The 22,381-nt window shown below is 39.6% G+C and carries 16 protein-coding genes, 1 tRNA gene and 1 pseudogene; 15 read left to right on the forward strand and 3 right to left on the reverse strand.

The window, feature by feature from the left end; translation table 11 throughout:
- The first annotated feature begins 149 nt into the window (after positions 1-149).
- The 6 genes from LXF01_RS06135 (at position 150) to LXF01_RS06160 (ending at position 6,796) form a co-directional block, all read left to right on the forward strand.
- Positions 150-2,252 carry a carbon starvation CstA family protein gene (locus LXF01_RS06135; protein WP_233945201.1) on the forward strand — a complete coding sequence of 701 codons (2,103 nt, stop codon included), beginning with the start codon at positions 150-152 and terminating at the stop codon, positions 2,250-2,252.
- Between the two features lie 13 nt (positions 2,253-2,265).
- On the forward strand, positions 2,266-2,568 hold the full coding sequence (locus LXF01_RS06140; RefSeq protein WP_180026450.1) for a YbdD/YjiX family protein: 303 nt from the start codon (positions 2,266-2,268) through the stop codon (positions 2,566-2,568).
- Positions 2,569-2,797: 229 nt separating this feature from the next.
- Entirely contained in the window at positions 2,798-3,754 is a 957-nt protein-coding gene (locus LXF01_RS06145; protein WP_233945202.1) for an AAA family ATPase, read from the forward strand.
- Positions 3,755-3,775: 21 nt separating this feature from the next.
- Entirely contained in the window at positions 3,776-4,672 is an 897-nt protein-coding gene (locus LXF01_RS06150) for a DUF58 domain-containing protein (RefSeq protein WP_233945433.1), read from the forward strand.
- A 3-nt stretch (positions 4,673-4,675) separates the two neighbouring features.
- Positions 4,676-6,688 (forward strand): transglutaminase family protein, encoded by a 2,013-nt coding sequence (locus LXF01_RS06155; protein ID WP_233945203.1) that lies wholly within the window; start codon positions 4,676-4,678, stop codon positions 6,686-6,688.
- 31 nt (positions 6,689-6,719) lie between these two features.
- Positions 6,720-6,796: transfer RNA gene (locus LXF01_RS06160), tRNA-Val, on the forward strand.
- A gap of 66 nt (positions 6,797-6,862) precedes the next feature.
- Here LXF01_RS06160 and LXF01_RS06165 read toward each other — a convergent pair.
- Positions 6,863-7,628, reverse strand: a pseudogene (locus LXF01_RS06165) (IS5 family transposase).
- A gap of 403 nt (positions 7,629-8,031) precedes the next feature.
- Positions 8,032-8,460 carry an OsmC family protein gene (locus tag LXF01_RS06170; protein WP_180116761.1) on the reverse strand — a complete coding sequence of 143 codons (429 nt, stop codon included), beginning with the start codon at positions 8,458-8,460 and terminating at the stop codon, positions 8,032-8,034.
- A 148-nt stretch (positions 8,461-8,608) separates the two neighbouring features.
- On the opposite strand from LXF01_RS06170, the gene crp reads away from it, so the two are divergent.
- From crp to LXF01_RS06210, 8 genes are all read left to right on the forward strand, one after another.
- The gene (crp, locus tag LXF01_RS06175) at positions 8,609-9,319 is read left to right on the forward strand and encodes a cAMP-activated global transcriptional regulator CRP (protein WP_180004890.1); all 711 of its coding nucleotides are present in this window, start codon (positions 8,609-8,611) and stop codon (positions 9,317-9,319) included.
- Between the two features lie 202 nt (positions 9,320-9,521).
- Entirely contained in the window at positions 9,522-10,571 is a 1,050-nt protein-coding gene (locus LXF01_RS06180; RefSeq protein ID WP_233945204.1) for an NADP(H)-dependent aldo-keto reductase, read from the forward strand.
- A 347-nt stretch (positions 10,572-10,918) separates the two neighbouring features.
- A complete protein-coding gene (clpB, locus tag LXF01_RS06185) occupies positions 10,919-13,498 on the forward strand; it encodes an ATP-dependent chaperone ClpB (protein ID WP_180166121.1) in 2,580 nt (859 codons plus the stop codon).
- Between the two features lie 225 nt (positions 13,499-13,723).
- Positions 13,724-14,560 (forward strand): hypothetical protein, encoded by an 837-nt coding sequence (locus tag LXF01_RS06190; protein ID WP_306441826.1) that lies wholly within the window; start codon positions 13,724-13,726, stop codon positions 14,558-14,560.
- On the forward strand, positions 14,560-16,110 hold the full coding sequence (locus LXF01_RS06195) for a GH3 family domain-containing protein (protein WP_233945206.1): 1,551 nt from the start codon (positions 14,560-14,562) through the stop codon (positions 16,108-16,110). The genes LXF01_RS06190 and LXF01_RS06195 overlap by 1 nt, the downstream gene beginning before the upstream one ends.
- Before the next feature lies 1 nt (position 16,111).
- Entirely contained in the window at positions 16,112-17,278 is a 1,167-nt protein-coding gene (locus LXF01_RS06200; protein WP_233945207.1) for a GNAT family N-acetyltransferase, read from the forward strand.
- A gap of 128 nt (positions 17,279-17,406) precedes the next feature.
- Complete coding sequence (locus LXF01_RS06205; protein ID WP_233945208.1) at positions 17,407-18,708, forward strand: DUF945 family protein; 1,302 nt, start codon at positions 17,407-17,409, stop codon at positions 18,706-18,708.
- 188 nt (positions 18,709-18,896) lie between these two features.
- Positions 18,897-19,364 carry a hypothetical protein gene (locus tag LXF01_RS06210; RefSeq protein ID WP_180084797.1) on the forward strand — a complete coding sequence of 156 codons (468 nt, stop codon included), beginning with the start codon at positions 18,897-18,899 and terminating at the stop codon, positions 19,362-19,364.
- A gap of 41 nt (positions 19,365-19,405) precedes the next feature.
- On the opposite strand, the gene rlmKL is transcribed toward LXF01_RS06210, so the two are convergent.
- Positions 19,406-21,610, reverse strand: coding sequence for a bifunctional 23S rRNA (guanine(2069)-N(7))-methyltransferase RlmK/23S rRNA (guanine(2445)-N(2))-methyltransferase RlmL (gene rlmKL / locus LXF01_RS06215; protein WP_180084798.1), 2,205 nt, complete (start codon positions 21,608-21,610; stop codon positions 19,406-19,408).
- 221 nt (positions 21,611-21,831) lie between these two features.
- Here rlmKL and LXF01_RS06220 point away from each other — a divergent pair, with 221 nt between their 5' ends.
- Positions 21,832-22,188 carry a hypothetical protein gene (locus LXF01_RS06220; protein WP_180023478.1) on the forward strand — a complete coding sequence of 119 codons (357 nt, stop codon included), beginning with the start codon at positions 21,832-21,834 and terminating at the stop codon, positions 22,186-22,188.
- Positions 22,189-22,381: the final 193 nt, after the last annotated feature.

Genomic DNA, 22,381 nt, shown 5'->3' on the forward strand with positions numbered 1-22,381 from the left:
CCTTTTTTTATACCTATTGGTTTAAATTTTTATTCCAAAGTATTAGATGAAAAAACCTATAACAGGAGTAGAGTTTCAAGGGAAGAAACAGCAGTACCTCGAACAAGAAAAATCAAGCTGATTTATTTCAACATTTATGAGGGATTGAGATGGAAAACATTCAACCGAAGTCAGGAATGGCTTCGAAGATTATCTGGCTGTTTGTAGCCATTCTAGGTGCCGTTTCATTCGGCATACTAGCACTCAGTCGTGGCGAGCATGTCAATGCAGTTTGGCTGATCCTTGCAGCAATCTGTGTGTATAGCATTGCATATCGTTTTTATAGTTTATTTATTGCGAATAAAGTCTTTGAACTGAATGAGCGACGTTTAACGCCTGCCCATCGCTTAGCTGACGGTTTGGATTATGTGCCGACCAATAAAAGTGTTCTATTTGGTCACCACTTTGCCGCGATTGCAGGTGCAGGTCCTTTAGTCGGACCGATCCTTGCTGCGCAAATGGGTTATTTGCCGGGAACTATTTGGCTCTTAGTGGGTGTTGTTCTCGCAGGTGCGGTTCAAGACTTTTTAGTCTTATTCATCTCGACGCGTCGTGATGGTCGTTCACTCGGTGAAATGGCAAAACAAGAACTGGGTTCTTTTGCCGGAATCATCGTGATGCTTGGCGCACTAGGTGTGATGATCATCATTCTAGCGGTACTGGCTTTGGTGGTTGTCAAAGCGTTGACCAACAGTCCGTGGGGTGTCTTCAGTATCGCTGCCACTGTACCGATTGCGATTTTCATGGGTATCTACATGCGCTTTATCCGTCCGGGTAAAATTGCAGAAGTGTCGATCATTGGTTTTGTACTGATGATGGCTGGGATTATCTATGGTGGCGACATTGCACAGCATCCGTACTGGGGGCCATTCTTTACACTTTCAGGTACTGAACTAACTTGGTGGTTGATTGGTTATGGTTTCGTGGCATCAGTATTACCTGTTTGGTTACTGCTTGCACCACGTGATTACCTATCGACCTTCTTAAAAATTGGTGTTATTGCAGGTTTAGCAATCGGGATTATGTTTGCTTTACCTGAAATGAAAATGCCAGCGGTAACGCATTTTATTGATGGTACAGGTCCTGTATTTGCTGGTTCAATGTTCCCATTCTTGTTTATTACCATTGCCTGTGGTGCGATTTCAGGTTTCCATGCGCTCGTTTCTTCAGGAACGACACCGAAGCTTGTGAATAATGAAAAAGATATTCGCATGATCGGTTATGGCGGCATGTTGATGGAGTCTTTTGTTGCGATTATGGCTTTGGTCTGTGCAACGATTCTTGAGCCTGGTGTGTATTTTGCGATTAATGCACCAGCAGCTGTGATTGGTACAACGGTTGAGTCTGCTGCAGAAGCAGTTCGTACATTAGGCTTCGTGGTCACACCTGAAGCATTGACCTTACTTGCACAAGAAGTGGGTGAAAATTCGATTCTGTCTCGTACAGGTGGTGCACCAACATTTGCGATTGGTATGGCTCACATTATTACGGAAATTTTCAATAACCGTTCAATGATGGCGTTCTGGTATCACTTTGCGATTCTATTCGAAGCACTGTTCATTTTAACAGCTGTGGATGCAGGTACGCGAGCGTGTCGTTTCATGGTGCAAGATACTGTGGGTATCGTGATTCCTGCGGTTAAAAACTCACATAACTTCTTCGGAAATCTGTTAGGTACAGCGGTGGCTGTTGCAGGTTGGGGCTTCTTCGTTTACCAAGGTGTGGTGGATCCACTTGGCGGTATTAATAGCTTATGGCCGCTATTTGGTATTGGTAACCAAATCCTTGCTGCGATGGCATTGATCTTGGGTACAGTGATTTTATTCAAGATGAAAAAACAAAAGTATGTTTGGGTAACGATTATCCCAACATTATTCTTGTTTATTACTTCAATGACCGCTGGTTGGCAGAAGATTTTCCACGAAAATCCAAAGATTGGTTTCTTGGCTCAAGCAGATCGTTTTAATGCAGCCATTGCGAAAAATGAATTGTTGGCACCTGCGAAAACCATGGCTGAAATGCATACGGTTGCATTGTCGAATCAAATCAATGCCGGTCTTTGTGCATTCTTTATGATCGTGGCATTTGTGATGTTATTTGCAGCGATTGGTGTGGTGCGTCGTGCCTTGGCAAATCCAAATCCATCGGTGAATGAAGCAGAAGCGATTTACCGTGACCCAGCTGAAATTAATCCGTCAAAGTCAGCACATTAATAGGGGAATATGAATGAACCTGAAGTTTACAAAAAGTGGAAAAACGGTGATTTATAAAATCATTAAAATGACCATTATGTCGCAGAAGGATTTAATTCTGAACCCGAAAAATTGGTCACGTATTGCGAAGTTGTGGCAACGTTTACAGCAAAGCTTCCGCCTGATGGTGGGTGTGCCAGATTACCAAAACTATTTGGAACATATGGCAAAACATCATCCTGATTTGGAAGCAATGGATGCAAAAACATTTTATCGTCACTGTGTAGATGCACGTTATCCATCAGCTGGTGGTGACATGAAGAAGTGTCCTTGCTAATGCAGTGACTCGAGCTAAAAATCTAAGAAAAAAGCGTTCTTCGGGACGCTTTTTTTATTGCTGATTTGTGAGCAGTCGAAGCGAAAACAACCCTTTTGTATATTCAATAAATATCAAGGGTATGTATTTAAGGTATTGAACTGGGTATGGCTTGGAGATAAACACTGTATTTTTAAATAAAACCCTGTATGTTAGTCATTCATTTAACTTTTTTATTGGGGAATAAAAGGTGTTTTGGGGATCAGAGAAAAGCCAACAAAATAATACATCAACGCTTTTAAGTGAGCAGAGCCTTGCGCCTTTTTACCCGAAAATAAATACATTCCTCGAACAAATTAACCAAATTATTTTGGATAAAAATCAGCAAACCAAATTGGCTTTAGCTTGTCTATTGGCAGGCGGGCATGTGCTATTTGAAGACTTACCTGGTTTAGGCAAAACGACATTATCTAGCGCCTTGTCACATTTAGCGGGATTAAAGTTTCAACGGATTCAATTTACCAATGACATGCTGGCCAGCGATGTGATTGGGGTAAACATGTTTAATCAAAAAGAACATCATTTTGAGTTTAAATCTGGGCCAATTTTTACCCAAATATTATTGGCAGATGAAATCAACCGTTGTAGTCCAAAGACCCAAAGTGCTTTATTGGAAGCGATGGAAGAGGGGTATGTGACGGTTGATGGTGTGCGATATGCTTTGCCTCAACCATTTTGGGTGATTGCGACACAAAACCCACTATTTCAAAGCGGTACGTATGCGCTACCTGAGTCCCAGTTGGACCGTTTTTTAATGCGCTTGTCTTTAGGTTATCCATCGCGTCAGGCAGAGAAATTATTGCTCCAACAAACTTCACGCCATGATCTGATTGCGGCATTAGCACATATCTTTAATGAATCAGAAATTTTACAACTACAAGGCTTTGTCGAGCAGATACATCTGAGTGATCGTTTAATGGATTACATTTTGGATCTTGCTGCTGAAACACGTAAAGGGAGACATGGTCTTTCTACTCGTGGTGTTTTAGCCTTAAAGAAAGCTGCGCAAGCCTATGCGCTGATTGAGCAGCGAAATTATGTGAATCCTGACGATGTGCAAGCGGTGTTTACAGCTGTGGTATCTCATCGAATTGGGTTGTCAGATCTTGAAGCCTTTAAGCTTTTAGAACAAGTTTCGATTCAATAAAGGAGTTGAACCTTGGCTTCGATGTTGCAGCAATGGATTGAACGTCGATTTAAAATTGATCAGCATAAACAGCTGACTCAAAAAGATGTCTTGATCTTTATCTATCAGCAAGGCTACTTGTATTTGGTGTTAATTTTCATCACCTTTATTGCTGGTGTGAATTATGCCAATAACTTGATTTTAGGCTTTTGTTTTTTAATTAGTGCTGTACTGTGTATTAGTTTCTATATAACTTTTAAGCAACTTCATGCGTTGCAGATTCAAATAAATGTTGTTGATACCCCACAAGTAGGTGAATTACTTTCGGTCGATATTTACTTTAAGCAAGATGCTGAACAGGCTAGATATTTGTGGATTAAAACGGAAAATCAGCTACATAAATTATTTTTCAATACGCAACAGCATTGCTTTCAATTAAATTTTACAACCAGCCAACGCGGTGTTTTTCAGATTCCACCTATACAAATTTATAGTGTTTATCCCTTTGGTTTGGTTCGGGCCTGGACGTATTTGTACGTACAGCAACCAGCGTGGGTTGCACCTCAAGCCAGTTGGCATTCCGTTGAAAATAAGCAACAACAGCAAAACTTTGAACCTGATCTTGATGAATTTCGCGAATTACGGAGTTTTCAGACGGGGGATTCACTTCATGCGGTGTCTTGGAAACAAGCAGCACGAGGACAAGGCTTATATGTGAAAGTCTTTGAACAATATGAAGATCTAAAGAAATTGGAGATTCATTATCACTATATGCCAGCTCAAAGTCATGAAGAAAAACTTAGCCTTATGATGGGTTTGGTCGAGCAGGCTGAGCAAAATCACGATCAATATGCACTGTATTTACCTAATGCTGAGTTAGCATCAGGCACTGGAGCACTGCATTTTTCCGAAGCTAAACGGTTATTGGCGCAGGCTTGATTTATGATTGAAAATACCATACGCCGCTCCATACTACTCACTTTAGCTTTGGTGCTCATTGCGCAAATGCTTTATATACCAGTGGTGACATCATTAGTATTTTTAGTCATTTGGCTTTTTTTATTACTCAATACCCGCGCCAGTAAAAAACCATTTTCTAAAATTTTAACCTATGTGCTGACATTGATAGCTTTATTCAGCATTTACATAAGTCATAAAACATTTATTGGTGTTGATGCAGGGGTTACAGTACTTAGTACATTTTTATTTGCTAAATCTTTAGAAACAAAAACACGTCGTGATGTAATTATTTTATTTAACTTTGCGATGTTTGTGATTGCCAGTAGTTTTTTGTTTAGCCAGTCTTTTGCCATGGCATTGGTCATTTTGTTGGCGTTGTTGAGCTGCTTTATTGGATTATACCGTTTACAGACCTTTGGTTTTAGCCAAAACTCAGTCGGTGAAGTACAAGCGATTAAACAAGATATTGGGCATGTGGGTAAATTTATTGCCTTAGCTGTTCCATTCTTTATTTTACTGTTTCTCTTTTTTCCACGCCTGCCGCCGCTATGGCATATTCCTATTCCTGAAAATAAAGCCACAACAGGAATCAGTGACAGCATGTCTCCGGGCGATATTGCTGAGTTATCACAGTCGAGTAGCTTGGCATTTCGTATAATCGGTGATATTCAAGCCTTGCCACCTCGTACAGAGCTGTATTGGCGGGCGATGGCATTAGATGAATATGATGGTTCTAAATGGACCAGTCATTTTTTTAACCAGAACGTTATACAGCTGAATCCAGCCGAGTTAAAAACCAAGCGGGCGTTGAATTATCAATATTTGGCTGCCGACCCAACTGTGATGTGGATTATGTCGTTGGAGCAATCCGTTCCCAATGAAGCACGTTTTGCTTTAGGTCAAGATGGTCGAATTACACCCTACCGATTAACAGCACGTACACAGCCGATTCAACTAAAATGGTTAGGAAGTGCAGAGCCGCCACAAATAAAAAATGTATCTTTACTTGAAAAAATAAACACTCGCTATGTTGAACACTTGGATGTTCAATCACAACAATTGGCCCAAACTTTATGGCAGCGAAGTCATCAAAATCCCGAGCGTTATATTGCCGAAGTTTTGCAATGGTATAAACAAAATCGCTTTGCATATACCTTAAGCCCAGGTGTATTGGGGCAAAATCGGATAGATGATTTTTTATTTGGATCAAGACAGGGCTTTTGCGAACATTTTGCTTCAAGTTTTGCAATGTTGATGCGCTATGTTGGCGTACCGTCGCGTATTGTCGTGGGATATCAAGGTGGTCAATTAGCACCAGATGGAAAAAGTTGGGAGGTTCGTCAACTTGATGCACATGCGTGGACAGAGGTTTATATCAATCAACATTGGCGTCGTATTGATCCGACGGCCATGATCGCACCGCAGCGTATCGATGGGGGGATGCAGGATTATATGGAACAAGATCGGACAATTTTTGGGAGCCAGCAGTCGACTTGGGCCTATCAACAATTTTCGATGTTGAAAAAAGTCCGTGTATGGAGTGATTATGCGAGTTACCAATGGCAAAGCAAAGTGGTGGGTTATAATGCTGAATCACAGCAACAATGGTTTAAAAAGCTCGGGGTAAATTCTGCTTATGCAGGTGGGTTACTTCTTGTATTGAGTATTGGTGGCGTTGTTGCATTATATTTTATATGGATTTTGTGGAAAAAAAGAAAAAGTCTAAGTCCTCTCGAAATAGAAATAGCCAAATTCGCTAAGAATTTACCTTTAAGCCAGCAAAAAGGGGCTTCTGAAAGTTTTAGGCATTGGCTACAACGCTTGGCTGAAAATATACCTGAACTGGAAAGGGGTTCATTTGAACAAGCTATTAGGTTATTTGAGCAGGAAATTTATGTAGGTACTGCGCTAAGTTCTCAAGATATTCAATGTTTTAAGACTTTGCTTAAAACTTGTACGCAAAGTTTAAAAAACTCAGAAAAGGGCTTGTCATAAAAAATAAAAATGAATATGATGCTTGGACTTCAGGTGTATAGCTCAGTTGGTTAGAGCGCTACGTTGACATCGTAGAGGTCAGCAGTTCGAGTCTGCTTATACCTACCAAATTCAAAAAGCAGAATCAAAATGATTCTGCTTTTTTTATCTGAAATTATTAGGGTCTGTTGACATTTACTGTTCATAATTAACCCTATAAAGGTAGCCATAAAAATATACAGGCTAAAGCAACAGAACTTTGATAATTCCTTTTGAGCTTGTCATATCGAGTAGCTATTCCTCTAAATTCCTTTAATCTGCAAAACATATTTTCAACTAAATGCCTGATTTTATATAAATACCAGTCCATATGGTCATTGTTCGATTGGCTATTCGTTTTCCTTGGTATATTCGCTTTGGTCCTTGTTTTCCTGATCTGTTCACGCAGTGGTTCTGAATCATAGCCTTTATCTGCGCATACCACTTATGTCTCTTTTAAATCTAATGTTGATATTAAATCAGGTGCAACTTTAACATCATGTATGGTTCCATCGATAATCATGAAATCAATAGGATTGCCATGTGCATCAACAATCAAATGTATTTTTGAGGAGTTTCCTCCTACACTTTTAGAAATAGATTGATTCGATATGCCGGCAGAATGTTGATGAGCACGCACATGAGAGCCATCAATAAAAATCCACTCCATATCGGGGCATAAGGCTAGTAATTTGAATAATCTAAGTAACTTACCGCTGCTTGACCAACGATTAAAACGTTTGAAAATAGAGTTTGAATGACCAAAACAAGAAGGAATATCTCGCCACGGACAGCCTGTTCTAATTCTATAGAGAATAGCTTCAATAAAATTGCGTAAATTTGAGTTGTGGTGAATGGATAAATTACGCAGAATAACTTTCAACTTTTGCCAGTGTTGATCTGTCAGCATGGTACGAGGCATAGCGAATAGTAAAATTGGGTTTGGCGATTTGATTTTACTACTTCGCTATTTTTTTAAGCTAAAAGTGTCAACACACCCTAATTAAAGTGTTATTAAGACTATAGTTAAATCAAATCTACTTATATGTAAGGTGTTCTTCGCAATCGTTTTCAATCGTATTTGGCTTGAATAGATTCATATGGATTGAGTCGTAAAATCATCATGAGATGGAATTGGGTGTAAATGCATCTATGTGCAAATACATCAATTTGGATATTGATTGTTTAAGTGATTAAGCCAAACTTCTTTGGCTCATATTTCTGCGTTTATGACTATATAGCAGTGCTTTATACAATGTATGCTATAGCGGATTATTTGAAACAAAAAAGCCGCATTCTATGCGGCTCTTAATTGAACAAATAAATTATGCATCTTCAGTTTCTAAAATTTCGAAGTCATGGGTAATTTCTACACCACCATCCATCAGCATTTTACTAGCAGAACAGTATTTTTCAGCAGAAAGTTCAACCGCTTTTGCAACTTGCTTTTCCTTCACGCCATGACCAGTGACTACAAAGTGCAAATGAATTTTAGTGAATACAGCAGGAATAGTGTCGGCACGTTCTGCATTTAATTCACAACGAACATCGGTAATGCCTTGGCGTGCTTTCTTTAAAATCGTCACAATATCGAAAGATGCACAACCACCAAGTCCTGTTAAAATCAGTTCCATTGGGCGCGGACCACGGTTTTCACCGCCATATTCTTGTGATCCATCCATCATAACAGTGTGACCACTTTGAGTTTTTGCTTCAAAAGCAACATTCTCTAGCCAATGAACACTAGTTTGCATTGCAAGTCCCTAAAAAAAGCTATAAATTTACGCAGTACCTGTACACTAACATAAATTGAGTTGATAAGGAATTTCAACTCTTACGTGTGACAAGTTCACTTTAGGTCTTGTGCGATCTATAAATTATCCATATTCGGAAACTGTTAGCATGACTTCAAACTTTTCACAACTTAGCACAGATGCGCTATCTCCGGGGCAGTTACCTGAGTCGGTGAAGGCATTATTAAAACGTGCATATATCAATCGTTACCCAAAACGTACAACAATCATTGATGCGGGCTCAGAATCTAAATCTTTGTATTTAATTCTTAAGGGTTCAGTATCTATCATTTTACGCGAAGATGATGAGCGTGAAATTGTGGTTGCGTACTTAAATGCGGGTGACTTTTTTGGGGAAATGGGTCTATTCGAAGCAAATGCACAGCGTACTGCAGAAGTGCGTACGCGAGATGTATGTGAAATTGCTGAGATTACCTATGAAAACTTTCATGAATTAAGTAAACAATACCCAGACTTAAGTTATGCGGTATTTGCACAGCTTGTACGCCGTCTTAAAAATACGACGCGTAAAGTAACTGACCTTGCGTTTATTGACGTGTCAGGTCGAATTGCACGTTGCTTAATTGATTTATCTTCACAACCTGAAGCAATGATTTTGCCGAATGGTCGCCAGATTCGTATTACTCGTCAAGAGATTGGTCGTATCGTGGGTTGTTCCCGTGAAATGGTTGGTCGTGTTCTAAAAACACTTGAAGAGCAAGGCATGATTGAAACTGATGGTAAAGCGATTCTAATTTTTGATGCATCGCTTGAAGATAAAAGTCAATTGGCTTCTGACGAATTTGACGACGAAGAATAATCATTCTTCTAAATAAAAAAAAGCAAACTCAGGGGTTTGCTTTTTTTATGTCTATTCATTTCTCACCATTATAGCTGAACAAGCTTTTCTCACATTTTCTGACAAATAAACAGAAAATTATGATTTAAACAAAGCCGATATCTTAGGTAAGCTACTTCGTGACTTATATATTGATATTTAAAATAAAGAGGGAATTTGTGGCATGCAATTTAAACCATTGGCACATAGCGGAATTTTAGTTCCAGAAATTTGTTTAGGCACTATGACGTTTGGTGAACAAAACACCCAAGCAGAAGCTTTCGAGCAACTGGATTATGCTTTAGAGCGTGGTCTTAACTTTTGGGATACTGCAGAAATGTATCCTGTCCCACCGAAACCTGAAACCCAAGGTTCAACTGAAACTATTATTGGTAACTGGATTGCAGCTCGCGGTGGACGTGATAAATTAATCTTAGCTTCAAAAATTGCAGGGCCGTCACAAGGCGGTAGTCATATTCGTGACGGGCAAACTAAATTTATTGCTTCGGAAATTGAGTCTGCACTGGATCATTCTCTTCAGCGCTTACAAACAGATTATCTTGACTTATACCAGTTGCATTGGCCGCAACGTCCAACCAACTTTTTCGGTAAATTGGGTTATGGCAATGCCGAAGCAAACAGTACGCAAACCATTACTAATTTAGAAGAAACATTGGTTGCTTTAAGTCACGAAGTGAAAAAAGGCCGAATTCGTACTATTGGACTCTCCAATGAAACACCATGGGGAACTTTAAAATTCCTACAACTTGCAGAAAAGCATGGTTTAGAAAAAATTGTCAGTGTGCAAAATCCATATAGTTTATTGAACCGTACTTATGAAATTGGTTTATCTGAAATTGCACACTACGAAGGCGTGGGCTTATTGGCATATTCACCTTTAGCATTTGGTTATCTAACAGGTAAATTCCGTTATGGTGTTCGTCCTGCCAATGCTCGAGTGACATTATTTTCACGCTTTAGCCGCTATTCAAATGCAGAGAGTGAATGGGCAACAGAACAATATGCACAATTGGCTGAACAGCATGGTTTAACGTTGACACAGTTAGCACTAGCATTTATTAAGCAGCAATTTTTTGTCACCAGTACAATTATTGGTGCGACAAATCTAGATCAGTTGAAAGAAAATATTGATGCTTTTGAGGTGAATTTATCAGAAGACATTTTAAAAGGGATTGAAGCTATTCATCGCCAACAGCCAAATCCTGCACCTTAAGCTGAACTTTTTAGTGGATTAAGCAAAAGCCTGCATGTAAATGTGGGCTTTTTTGACATTTGTATTATTTAAGCAAATGGAAAATCATTGAATTTTATTGTCAGAAAGTCAGTTGAGTTGACAAGAAAATTGCCTAAAAATACATATGTATTTAAACAATATAATAAAGTACTAAATTCTTCAATAAATGACTTGAAAAGTATTCTATTTATACCAATATTATAATTGAGATTTATCTTTATCTTAAAATTAACTCATTGAAAAATATTTAAAAAATGTATTTGAAATTTTAAATATGACTCCCATATATGCTTCAAGTACAGAATTTGTTGTGAGGAATAACAAGAATGCGATTCGAAAAATTCACAAACCGTTTGCAGCAAGCATTATCCGATGCCCAATCTTTAGCAATGGGGAAAGACCATACAGCCATTGAAGGAATCCATATTCTTTCGACATTGCTTGAAGAGCCTTCGAACCAAAGCTTGTTACAACAGGCAGGTGCTAATCTTCCTGAGTTAAAAACCAAACTTCAGCAAGCCCTACAGGATACCGCCACCATTGCTACGCCGACAGGGGACATCAACCTAAATCCTGAAGCAGTCAAAGCGCTAAATTTAGCCGATAGTTTTGCGCAAAAAGCTGGAGATGAGTTTCTTTCTACAGATTGGGTGATTCTCGGTTTAGCTGAAACGGGTAAAACCAAAACCTTATTAAATAGTGTAGGCGTAACGACAGATAAATTACGTAGTGCAATTGAACAAATACGAGGCGGTGAACAAGTCATGAGTAATAACCACGAAGATCAACGTGATTCACTCAACAAATATACCTTAGACCTCAATGCACGTGCATTAGAAGGTAAGCTAGATCCGGTCATTGGTCGTGACGAAGAGATTCGCCGTACCATTCAGGTTTTATCACGCCGTAGTAAAAACAACCCGGTATTGATTGGTGAGCCGGGTGTGGGTAAAACTGCAATCGTTGAGGGCTTAGCACAGCGTATCGTCAATGGCGAAGTTCCTGAAAGTCTGAAAGGTAAACGTGTACTTTCACTCGACCTTGGTTCATTGCTTGCAGGTGCAAAATACCGTGGTGAATTTGAAGAGCGACTTAAAGCCGTTCTAAAAGATTTGGCCAAATATGATGGCGAGATCATTCTCTTCATTGACGAATTACATACGCTTGTTGGCGCAGGTAAAGGTGATGGTGCAATGGATGCAGGGAATATGCTTAAACCTGCGTTGGCACGTGGCGAACTTCGCTGTGTAGGTGCAACCACCTTAGATGAGTACCGTCAATATATCGAAAAGGATGCGGCATTAGAACGCCGTTTCCAAAAAGTGATTGTTGATGAACCGAGCGTGGAAGACACCATTGCGATTTTACGTGGTCTAAAAGACAAATATGCAACCCATCATGGTGTGCAAATTTTAGACTCTGCAATTATTGCTGCGGCAAAAATGTCGCACCGTTACATCACAGACCGTCAGTTGCCAGATAAAGCCATTGATTTGATTGATGAAGCAGCATCACGAATCAAAATGGAAATTGACTCTAAACCAGAGCCACTTGATCGTTTAGACCGCCGTTTAATTCAGTTAAAAATGCAACTTGAAGCCGTAAAAAAAGATGCGGATTCGGTGTCGAAGGCTGAAGTTGAGCATTTGGAGAAACAAATTGCTGAAGTTCAAAAAGAATATAGCGATTTGGAAGAAGTGTGGATTGCGGAAAAACGTCTGGTTGACGGAACGAATCAAGCTCAAATTGAGTTAGATAAAGCACGTACTGCCTTTGAAAAAGCACAACGTGAAGGTGATTTAGCAGAAGCGAGCCGTTTGCAATATGGAGTCATTCCTGAGTTGCAAAAACGCTTGAATGAAGAAGAAATTGCGGAGGTGAATGAAGAGCCGAAACTGATTCGTACCAAAGTCACTGAAAATGAAATCGCTGAAGTGGTAAGTGCAGCTACAGGTATTCCTGTTGCAAAAATGCTACAAGGTGAACGTGAAAAACTCTTACACATGGAAGAGTTCTTACATAACCGTGTAGTCGGTCAAGATGAAGCGGTCGTAGCAGTATCAAATGCGGTGCGTCGTTCTCGTGCAGGATTATCCGATCCAAACCGCCCAAGTGGTTCATTCTTATTCCTTGGGCCAACAGGTGTAGGTAAAACTGAGTTAACCAAAGCTCTAGGTAACTTCTTATTTGACAGTGATGATGCGATTATTCGTATCGACATGTCAGAGTTTATGGAAAAGCATTCTGTGAGCCGTTTAGTAGGTGCGCCTCCGGGCTATGTGGGTTATGAAGAAGGTGGTGTGTTAACCGAGGCTGTTCGTCGTAAACCTTATAGTGTAGTGTTGTTTGATGAGGTTGAAAAAGCACATCCAGATGTCTTTAACATCTTACTTCAAGTGTTGGATGATGGTCGATTAACAGACTCACAAGGCCGTGTGATTGATTTCAAAAACACCGTGATCGTGATGACCTCGAACTTAGGTTCAACCGATGTTCGTGAATTAGGTGAAAACCCGTCGAAAGACGAAGTTCGCGCTGTGGTTATGGCTGCGGTATCTGAACATTTCCGACCTGAATTTGTGAACCGTATTGATGAGTTGGTGGTTTTCCACTCTTTACAAAAAGCGCAAATTCGTGGCATTGCGGATATTCAGTTGGATCGCTTACGTTCACGTTTGGCAGATAAAGATATGAGTTTGGCGGTTGAAGATAGTGCCTTTGAATTACTTATCGATGCTGGTTTTGACCCTGTGTATGGCGCACGTCCTCTGAAACGTGCTATCCAACAACAAGTTGAAAATACATTGGCACAGAAAATCTTATCAGGTGCTTTCCAACCGGGCGATACGATTGTCGTTCAAGCGGAAGGAGATCACCTAACTTTTGAAAAGTTAAAACTCAACTAAAAAGCACAAATCTGCTACATCCAGTTGTAAAAACAGAAACCCGGTTTAGGCCGGGTTTTTTAATTTTACGCTTGTCGTAATTTTCGTTTAAATACGTAAAGTTCATTGCATTTCATCATTTTCACCCACTAATATGACGTCCGCCCACATCCAACGAGATGACTGTGTTCTGTAAAACAAAAACAATATCGCTCGTTCATCATGAATGAATGGCAACAGGAAATTATGATTATGATGGAATTTAAACTGCTTAGGCAGATCAAAAAAGAACCTTATAGTTTATATAAACGTACAGATGACATCACTGTTCAAGAACTCAAACGCATGTATGGTATTTACCAAAAGTATTATGCCAATACCCGTTATGAAATTTTTGAACGCGACTTCTTAGAAAAAACCGGTGTTTTTTTCATTATTGAACCGAAAAATAATCAAATTGTCGGATTCTCGACGGTTATGGAGCGTGACTTTATTGTTGATGGTAAAGCCCGACATGCTTTTTTCAGTGGTGATACCATTATTGAGAAAGAGTATTGGGGGAATCGTGCATTAACCCGAGCAATGTTCCGTTATATTATTAGTTTTAAATTTCGTCATCCAAGAACCCCTGTATATTGGATTTTAATCTCTAAAGGCTTTAAAACTTATCTGCTCTTAGCCAATAACTACTACAGCTACTATCCACATTATGGTGAGAAAAATGCCCATCTCAAAGACTTTGTCGAATCGTACTGTAAAGAATATTTCTCAGAATACTATAACCATGAAACAGGTTTACTGAATTTTGGCGAAGACTACCAGCCACTCAAAGCAGATGTTGCGCCAATCACCCATGAGATGCGCGAAAACAATACCAAGATTGCTTTCTTTGAAGACAAGAACCCAACGTGGGTCGATGGAACTGAACTACCGTGCATTGGTGAATTACGTTGGAGCGATTTATACCGTTATGTAAATCGATTCTTAACCAAGACCACCAGTGTGAGTAAACATGACAGCAAGTTACGTTATAAGTCTCGTACATTGCATATTGCGACAGGTTCAGACTCGAAGGTGGCCTAATGGGATTGCTTCTCACTACAGCACATCAAGTTTTGAATATTGCCTGCCGTAAAGCATTTCAACGCTATACACAGCAGGCAAATCAGCTAGAAAATGTGCAACGTAAAAAATTAAGTCATTTTTTAAAGCAGCACATTTCGCAAAATTTAAGCTATGAGCAATTTGCCAAAAAGTATCCGCTTTCTCGTTATAGCAATTGGAAAAGCCAAATTGAACAATCCAGACAAAGTGGCAAAAATTGTTTGGGGCCTGAAAAAATTATCCGTTTTCAACCCACCAGTGGGTCGAGTGAAGCAATTAAATTCATTCCCTATACTCAGGCTTTTTTAGATGAGCTAGATGAAGCTATTGGGTTATGGCTCACCAATTTATACCGAACTCATCCACAACTGAAAAACTCAACGCATTATTGGTCGGTTTCATGGTTGCCTGAAAGCCAGCGAAAGCTTTTAGAAAATAGTAATTTGAATGATGATAGTGCGCTCCTTAATCTGTCGAAGCGAGTGCTGAGTAAAATTACCCAATCGGTACCAACTGAAATTGCGATGGCGAATTCAGCCGAAGATGCCATGTTTGCAACCGCAGTGTATCTCGTTGCAGATAAGCATTTAGGCATGATTTCGGTATGGAGTCCTACATTTGCTTTGCAATTGTTGGATATCATTCAAGAACATCAAGCTGAAATTGTGCAGGTCTTAAAAACTGGACAATGGCAACGTGAGGGTTTGAGTTTTCTGCAAGTTCCTAAATCTTGTCAACAATGCTATCGCTTACAAGACTTGGATTTGACCAAAGCAACGGCGTGGAAAAAACTGTGGCCTAAACTCAGTCTGGTTTCGAGTTGGGATACTGCGAGCGCAGAGCAGTGGGCAGTACAACTCCAGCAACGAATTGCAGGTGTGGCATTTGAAGGTAAAGGTTTATGGGCAACTGAAGGCGTAGTGACGATTCCATTTGCAAACCGTTTTACCTTAAGTTATCAGTCACATTTTTATGAATTTATTTTGCAAGACAGCCAAAAAGTGGTGCCATCGTGGCAACTGAAAGTAGGTGATATTGTTAGTCCTGTGATCACGACAGGTTCAGGATTAATTCGTTATGTGATTGATGATGAATTAGAAGTCACAGACTTTTATCAGCAAGTGCCATGTTTCAAATTTTTAGGTCGCAAAATGACGGTAGATTTGGTCGGAGAAAAGCTCGACCACAATGCTGCAGTTAAAGTTCTTGCAGAGTTTAAACAAGCGGATTATTTGCCGATTAGTATCTTAGGTATCGAACAATGTTCGGTTAAAAAACCGCACTATATTTTACTCAGTGAAGGCAATGTAAACAAACAACCATCCGCTCAAGCACTAGACCGTTTGCTTAAACATAATTTTCATTATGAATTGGCACGAGATCTAGGGCAGTTGGATGAACCTGAAGTGGTACATGTACAAGATGCTTGGGACTACTACAAAACACTAGCCATGAACAATGGCATGATTGAAGGGAATATTAAGCCTGAACCGCTTAAGAAAATGAAAACAAAAATAATTGAGTATTGAGATGGATATCGATGTGTTAGATGCACCGTTCGATGAAACGGCGCTATATCATTCAAAGAATGAGACTAAGTTTGCGGTTCGAAATGCGACTGTCGAAGATGATGAGCAACTAATGAAAATTAGTGCTGAGACTGTGCCAAGTAATGGTATTACCTTATCTTATGAACGTTACCCGAGTTATTTGGCTGCTAGCCATGCCCAGTATAATCGACCAGATTTAAAAGTGGTTGTCCCTGTGGAAGATCCATCTATCGTGATTGCGATGATGAATTTGGGATGGCGTTATTGTTATATCAATGGTCAGCCTGACCTAATGCGTTATGTTGCCGATTTAAGAATGAATCCAGCTTATCGTGGTGCTAAAGTCATGCGCTTATTAATGGACTATGTCCACGATGAAATTCCGCAAGATACGATTTTTGAAAGTGTAGTTTTAAACGCCAATACTGTCGCTGCTAGTATTTTACATCATGAAAGATCAGGTTTTCCATTGCCATATTTTTATGACGAAATCCGAACCTATACTGTTTCACAGGCAGTGAAACCAAAAACTTTCAATCAATATCAATTTAAAACGCTGACTGCTGAAAGTGTAGATGAAGCAAATGATTTCATTTTAAAAATGAAAGACCATTATAATTTTTTACCTAGCTATGATTTTAATGCGTTGGTTGATGGTCAAAATCCATTTTGGGCAGGCTTAAATCTGGATGATTTTTATTTGATTTATGATCAGCACAATCAGTTGGTTGGACTCTATGGATTATGGAATCAAAAGAGTTTTAAACAAACCCACGTAATCGACTATTCGCGTTCATTAAAGTTGATGAAGCCTTTTTATAATGCCTACGCCAGTGTGCGTGGTGTATTATCACTGCCAAAAATTCAGGGAACTTTCGATTATTTAATGCTGCACAGTCCACTATGTCATCCTGAACATCTAGATGTATTTGCAAGTTTGATTTTTCATGCCAAGCAACAGACCAAGCGACGTGGCAAAGAAACCTATTGCATCACTTTGGCAGAGAAGGACCCACGTATAGGATGGATGAAAAATACAACCTCTCACGTGTTAAAAGCCAAGCACTATTTTCATAGTTTTAAAGGCAATCCATATGCCGCATTTGATCGTAAACGTATAAGTTATTTTGAAGCTGGGCGTATATAGTTAAAGTGATAGCCATCAAAAAATCAATTAAAACTGCCAAATCAATCATTTAATATCATTCTAATTGTGTACTTATGTAACTGAGTTCTTCAGTATACTGCGCAAAGAATAATCAGAATGAGAAAGACATGTCAAAATTGATGTGGGGAATTGGCAGTTTAGTGGTGCTTTCAGCAGCTGTGGTGGGAGGGAATTTATATGCAGATAAATCTCTTGCCCAATTTTATACACAGAAAAATTGGTCAGCAGCTGTACAAGATGTTGATGTAAAATACAGCAATTATCAAATGGGTTTGATGGGTGGAACGGTCGATTGGGTATTAACTCTGAAAACAGACCCGTGTAAACCCAAAGAAGTGATCGTATTGAAGGGTACCGATCAGATTCAACGTGGGTTGAAAGGTTATAACATCAACTCTAACTTTAAGATTGTTCAACAACAAAGTACGTCCGAATATGCCAAGCTTTTTGGTACGGACTTAACGGCAAAAACGTTGGTCAATTGGATTGGTCAAAGTAAAACAGATCTACAGATTCCTGCATTTAAAACGACTGCACAAGGTGCAACAGTACAAGCTGATGCAAGCCAATTGCAAATTCGGATTAGTAGTTTACCGGGGCAAGCCACTAAGGTATCTGAGCTTTCAATCCATTTACCTGTGGTTCGGTTGAGTGAAGGTCCAACGCAAACCATGGTGCAAAATTTTTCGATGAAGACCAATCAAGGTCTAAATCAGAAAAATCTTGAAAATGGTTTTGTTGAAATTCAAGCGGGTTCTATCAAACGTTTAGATCAAAAGTTCTCAGGCGGCATGCGTGGTATGCAATTGCGTTGGGAGACCGAACTAAATAAACATGATGTGGACTTTGAAGGCTACTTAAAAGCTGATGAGATGGATTTCCCTGGTTCACCGGTCACGAAAGATTTCGCACTAAATTTGGCATTACATAAAGTTAATCTAGATAAAGTTCGTGCATTTAGTGAACTTTTGCATCAGGTGGAAAATTCATGCGATGCAGTGGGTGAATCAAGTGAAGAAATGACTGAAGCTTTCTTAGCAATCGCAAGCCAAGGTTTTGATTTTGAATCTAAAGATAACTCGATCAGTATTGGTGGAGGTAAAGCCTCTGCAAATGTCGTGGGGAAAGTCATGCCGGGTCACCATGCCTCAATGGAGTCTTTTATTAAAATGGTGCCGAGCTTACTAGATTTTCAAGCAGACTTAAGTTTTGATAAAAATATGATGACTGCAATCATGAATAACTTTTTGCAATTACAGGGCAAAAGTTTGTCAGGACAGGAAGCCGAAGCCATGTTTGCTGGTTTTGAAACATCAGGGCAAGGCAAGCGCGATGGCAATAACATGGTCATGAGTATGCAATATAAGTTCGGTCAAAAGCTTTTTGGTCAGGCTATACAAAAGAAATAAGCAACCAGTAGTGAGTAGTTAAGTTTGAAAATATAAAACCGTCATAGATTGGCGGTTTTGTATTTTTGGCTACAGAATTATGATTTTCAGTTTATCGGAACACAGCGGCCTAGCCATTGTTGAACAGTTGAAAAGTTGCTAGCGTCAATGGGCAACTAGCCAATGAAAACAACAATAGGAAAGACACCATGTCACACGATTATTTTTTTAGACGGAAACTTGTTCATTCATCCATGCCTAAATGTTCTTGGGTAAAACATAGTCTTATTAGTAGCATTTTTTTAATCGCTGTTCAGTCTATAGCTTTTGCGGGTACTTCAATTTCAGATCAACGCTTGTCGAATGAAACGCAAGGTAAAAAACAGTTTAGTGAAGAAACCTTAGATATTATTGAGAGTGAAGCAGCTAAACCCAAAGAAGAGCAGCAGAAAAATTCAAATCATAAATCTAATCGTAATAACAAGATCATTCAGGAGACCCAGCTTGAAGGCTCAACCATGAGTGATTATTTGCTTCAAAAGAAAAGGGCAGCGGATCAGGTCGGGTTAATACAATCTCCAGAAGTCGCACCGATTAACCGTATTGTGCTGCAAGAGCGACATGAAAATATTCGAGTAACGTATCCAGATGGAGTCGTGGTTGAAATGAAGCACTGACGTGCTTCATTTCATAGATCAGGAATTGCTAAAGTTAAACCTTAGATTTGTGGATGGGTGATTTTCCATGCACGATGAATTTTGCTGTTACGTTTAAAGTCTAGACCAATGGTTTCATTGCTGATTTCTTCAACATCAAACATTGCCATGATCACATCGTCCATCTCAAAACCACGGTAGTTGTTTGAGAAGTAAAGCGTACCGTCAGTGGTTAAACGGTTCATGGCACGTTTAAGCAAAGACATATGGTCGCGTTGGACATCAAACGTACCATAGAACTTTTTAGAGTTTGAGAAGGTTGGTGGGTCAATAAAGATCAGGTCATATTGCTCGTGACCTTCTTTCAACCATTCAAAACAGTCGCTAGAGAAGAACTGATGTTGTTCATCTGCATGATCTACAGTCAAACCATTCAGTACAAAGTTCTCTTTAGACCAGTTTAGGTAGGTATTTGACAAATCGACACTGGTCGTACTTGCTGCACCGCCAAGCGCTGCATGTAAGCTCGCTGTAGAGGTATAGCTGTATAAGTTCAGGAAGTGTTTGCCTTTGGCTTCTTTGGCAATGCGTAGACGCATTTGACGATGGTCAAGGAACAAACCTGTATCGAGGTAATCTGTTAAGTTCACCAAAATCTTAGCTTTGCCTTCTTGAACGATAAAACGTTTAGACGCAGTACTTTGTTTAGTGTACTGATTTTTACCTTCTTGGCGCGCACGTGTTTTAATGAAAATCGCATCACGACCTAAGCCTGTCACTGCACGAATCGCTTGAAGTGCTAAGTTAAAGCGTTTTTTGGCTTTTTCAGGGTCAATTTTTTTCGGTGGTGCATATTCTTGTACGTGTAAACGATCACCATACAAATCTACCGCGACATTAAAGTCAGGCAAATCGGCATCATATAAACGTAGGCAGAAAATATTTTCTTTGACTGCCCATTTTTTAAGATTCTGCATGTTTTTTTGCAGACGGTTAGTAAAGTCTTCTGCACCTTCAATTTTTTCAAATTGTTGCGGTTCCCAATGCTCTAGGAAAGGCTTTTGAACTGCCGCAGGTTTGACTGTACCAAAACGGACGTAAATTGGTAGCTTACCATTCATCAAACGCAAAATTTGTGGATCATTAAAGGCAAGGACATCGGCCTGTTCAACTTGTGCTGCAATAATTGCAGCAGGCTGATTTGGGAAGTTCTTTTGTAATAATGCCGATAGACCTAAATATAGTGCGCGGTTAGAGGCTTTATCACCTAAACGCTCGCCGTATGGAGGATTAGTGACAACAAAGCATTTCTTACCTGTTGCTTGGAAATCTGGCCAGTCTGCAAGTGTACGTTCTTCAATTTTAATTTGATCAAGTACAGATTCGAAACCTGCAGCGATAATATTTTGTTTGGTTGCTTTTACTGCTTCCCAGTCTGCATCAAATGCATAGAATTGTGGGAGAGGGTTTTCAAGTGCGGCTTTATGACGTTCAGCAGCTTCGCCTTTGATCGACATCCAAAGTTCATGGTCATGACCATTCCAACCATTAAAACCAAAACGACGAACAAGGCCTGGCGCGCGGTCAGTCAAAATCATTAAAGATTCAATGATAAAGGTCCCTGAACCACACATTGGGTCCAAGATAATATCGGGTTGATGTTGTTTAAGTTTTGCTTTCTGTAAGATAGCAGCCGCTAAGTTTTCTTTAATCGGTGCATCTGTCATGTAGCGACGGTAGCCGCGTTTATGCAGAGAATCACCTGATAAATCTAAGCAATAAGTATGTTCAGTTTTGCCAGCTAATACATACAACGTAATTTCAGGTTGCTTAATGTCAATGCTTGGACGTTTGCCCACAGCTTCCATAAAGGAATCGACCACTCCATCTTTGACACGTAAAGTTGCGAACTGAGAATTGACTTTGATGTCACGTTCGATGTGTAAACGAACGGCAAATGTACTTTGTGGTGCAAAAATAAGTGACCAATCAAAGTTTATTGCACCTTCATAGAGCTCTTCCGCTACATCACGTGCATCATGCGTGAACTCTAATTCATGTGTATGAATCGGGGTGAGTACACGTGAAGCCAAACGTGACCACATGCAAATACGGTACGCATCTTCAAGTGTGCCTTTGAATACAAGACGACCCGGGAACTGTTCAATATTTTGAACACCTAAACCTTCAATTTCCTCGCGGAGTAAGGTTTCCAGTCCATCTGCACAGGTAACCCAATATGTAGAAAGACGCGGTTTCGAATTCATGTAAATTTCCAAAGGCAAAAAAGCAATCTTATATTTTAACGTATTTTCGGGGATTTGGGCGGACGATATTGCGCTGAAACGGGAGAAATATCGGTAGATTTGAATGACTTTATCAAATTTATTCTGTGTACATTGTGAGAAATATCACTTAATGGTACAAAAATTGCTATAACACTGATCAAAATTCGATCTTTATAATATTGATATCATTAGGGGTATTTATGACAGGGCTGGCAATCAATAGTCAATCAAACGCATTTTCAATCGCCACTTTAATTTACGCGCGTTTACGTCGTGTGTCAGGTCGGGTTATTGACGCATTATATGTGGTTGAGAATGTCGAATATGCACGCTTTGTTTCTAACTTGGCTTTGGAAACGGCTGATCCTGAATTATCTCGTTTAGTTGCACGTTTATATAGTGAGTTGAATTTGCATGAAGTTGCAGTTTCAGCACCAGAAGAACCAATAGTTAGCTCAGTTCAATCTGAAACAGCAGAAATTTTAATGAGCGAACCGACTGCGGAAGATATCTATAAAGCACAGGTTGCACATCGTTATATCGGCGCATTGCGTTAATTCAATCCTGCTGTGAGCAGTAGGTATATTTTTCTTGCTGCGCACAGCCTGATGTATAAACCAACTTCCTTATTTCAAGAGTTGTTGAACTGCGCAGAAGGCGGCTGTTTACAGCTGAACTTTATTTTTTGAAAGTATCCAATTCAATTAAAAATAAAGGTGGATTGAAGTCCTGTTTGAAGGCTTTTTGAAA

The organism is Acinetobacter sp. SH20PTE14 (genome assembly GCF_021391555.1).
Lineage (GTDB): Bacteria > Pseudomonadota > Gammaproteobacteria > Pseudomonadales > Moraxellaceae > Acinetobacter > Acinetobacter amyesii.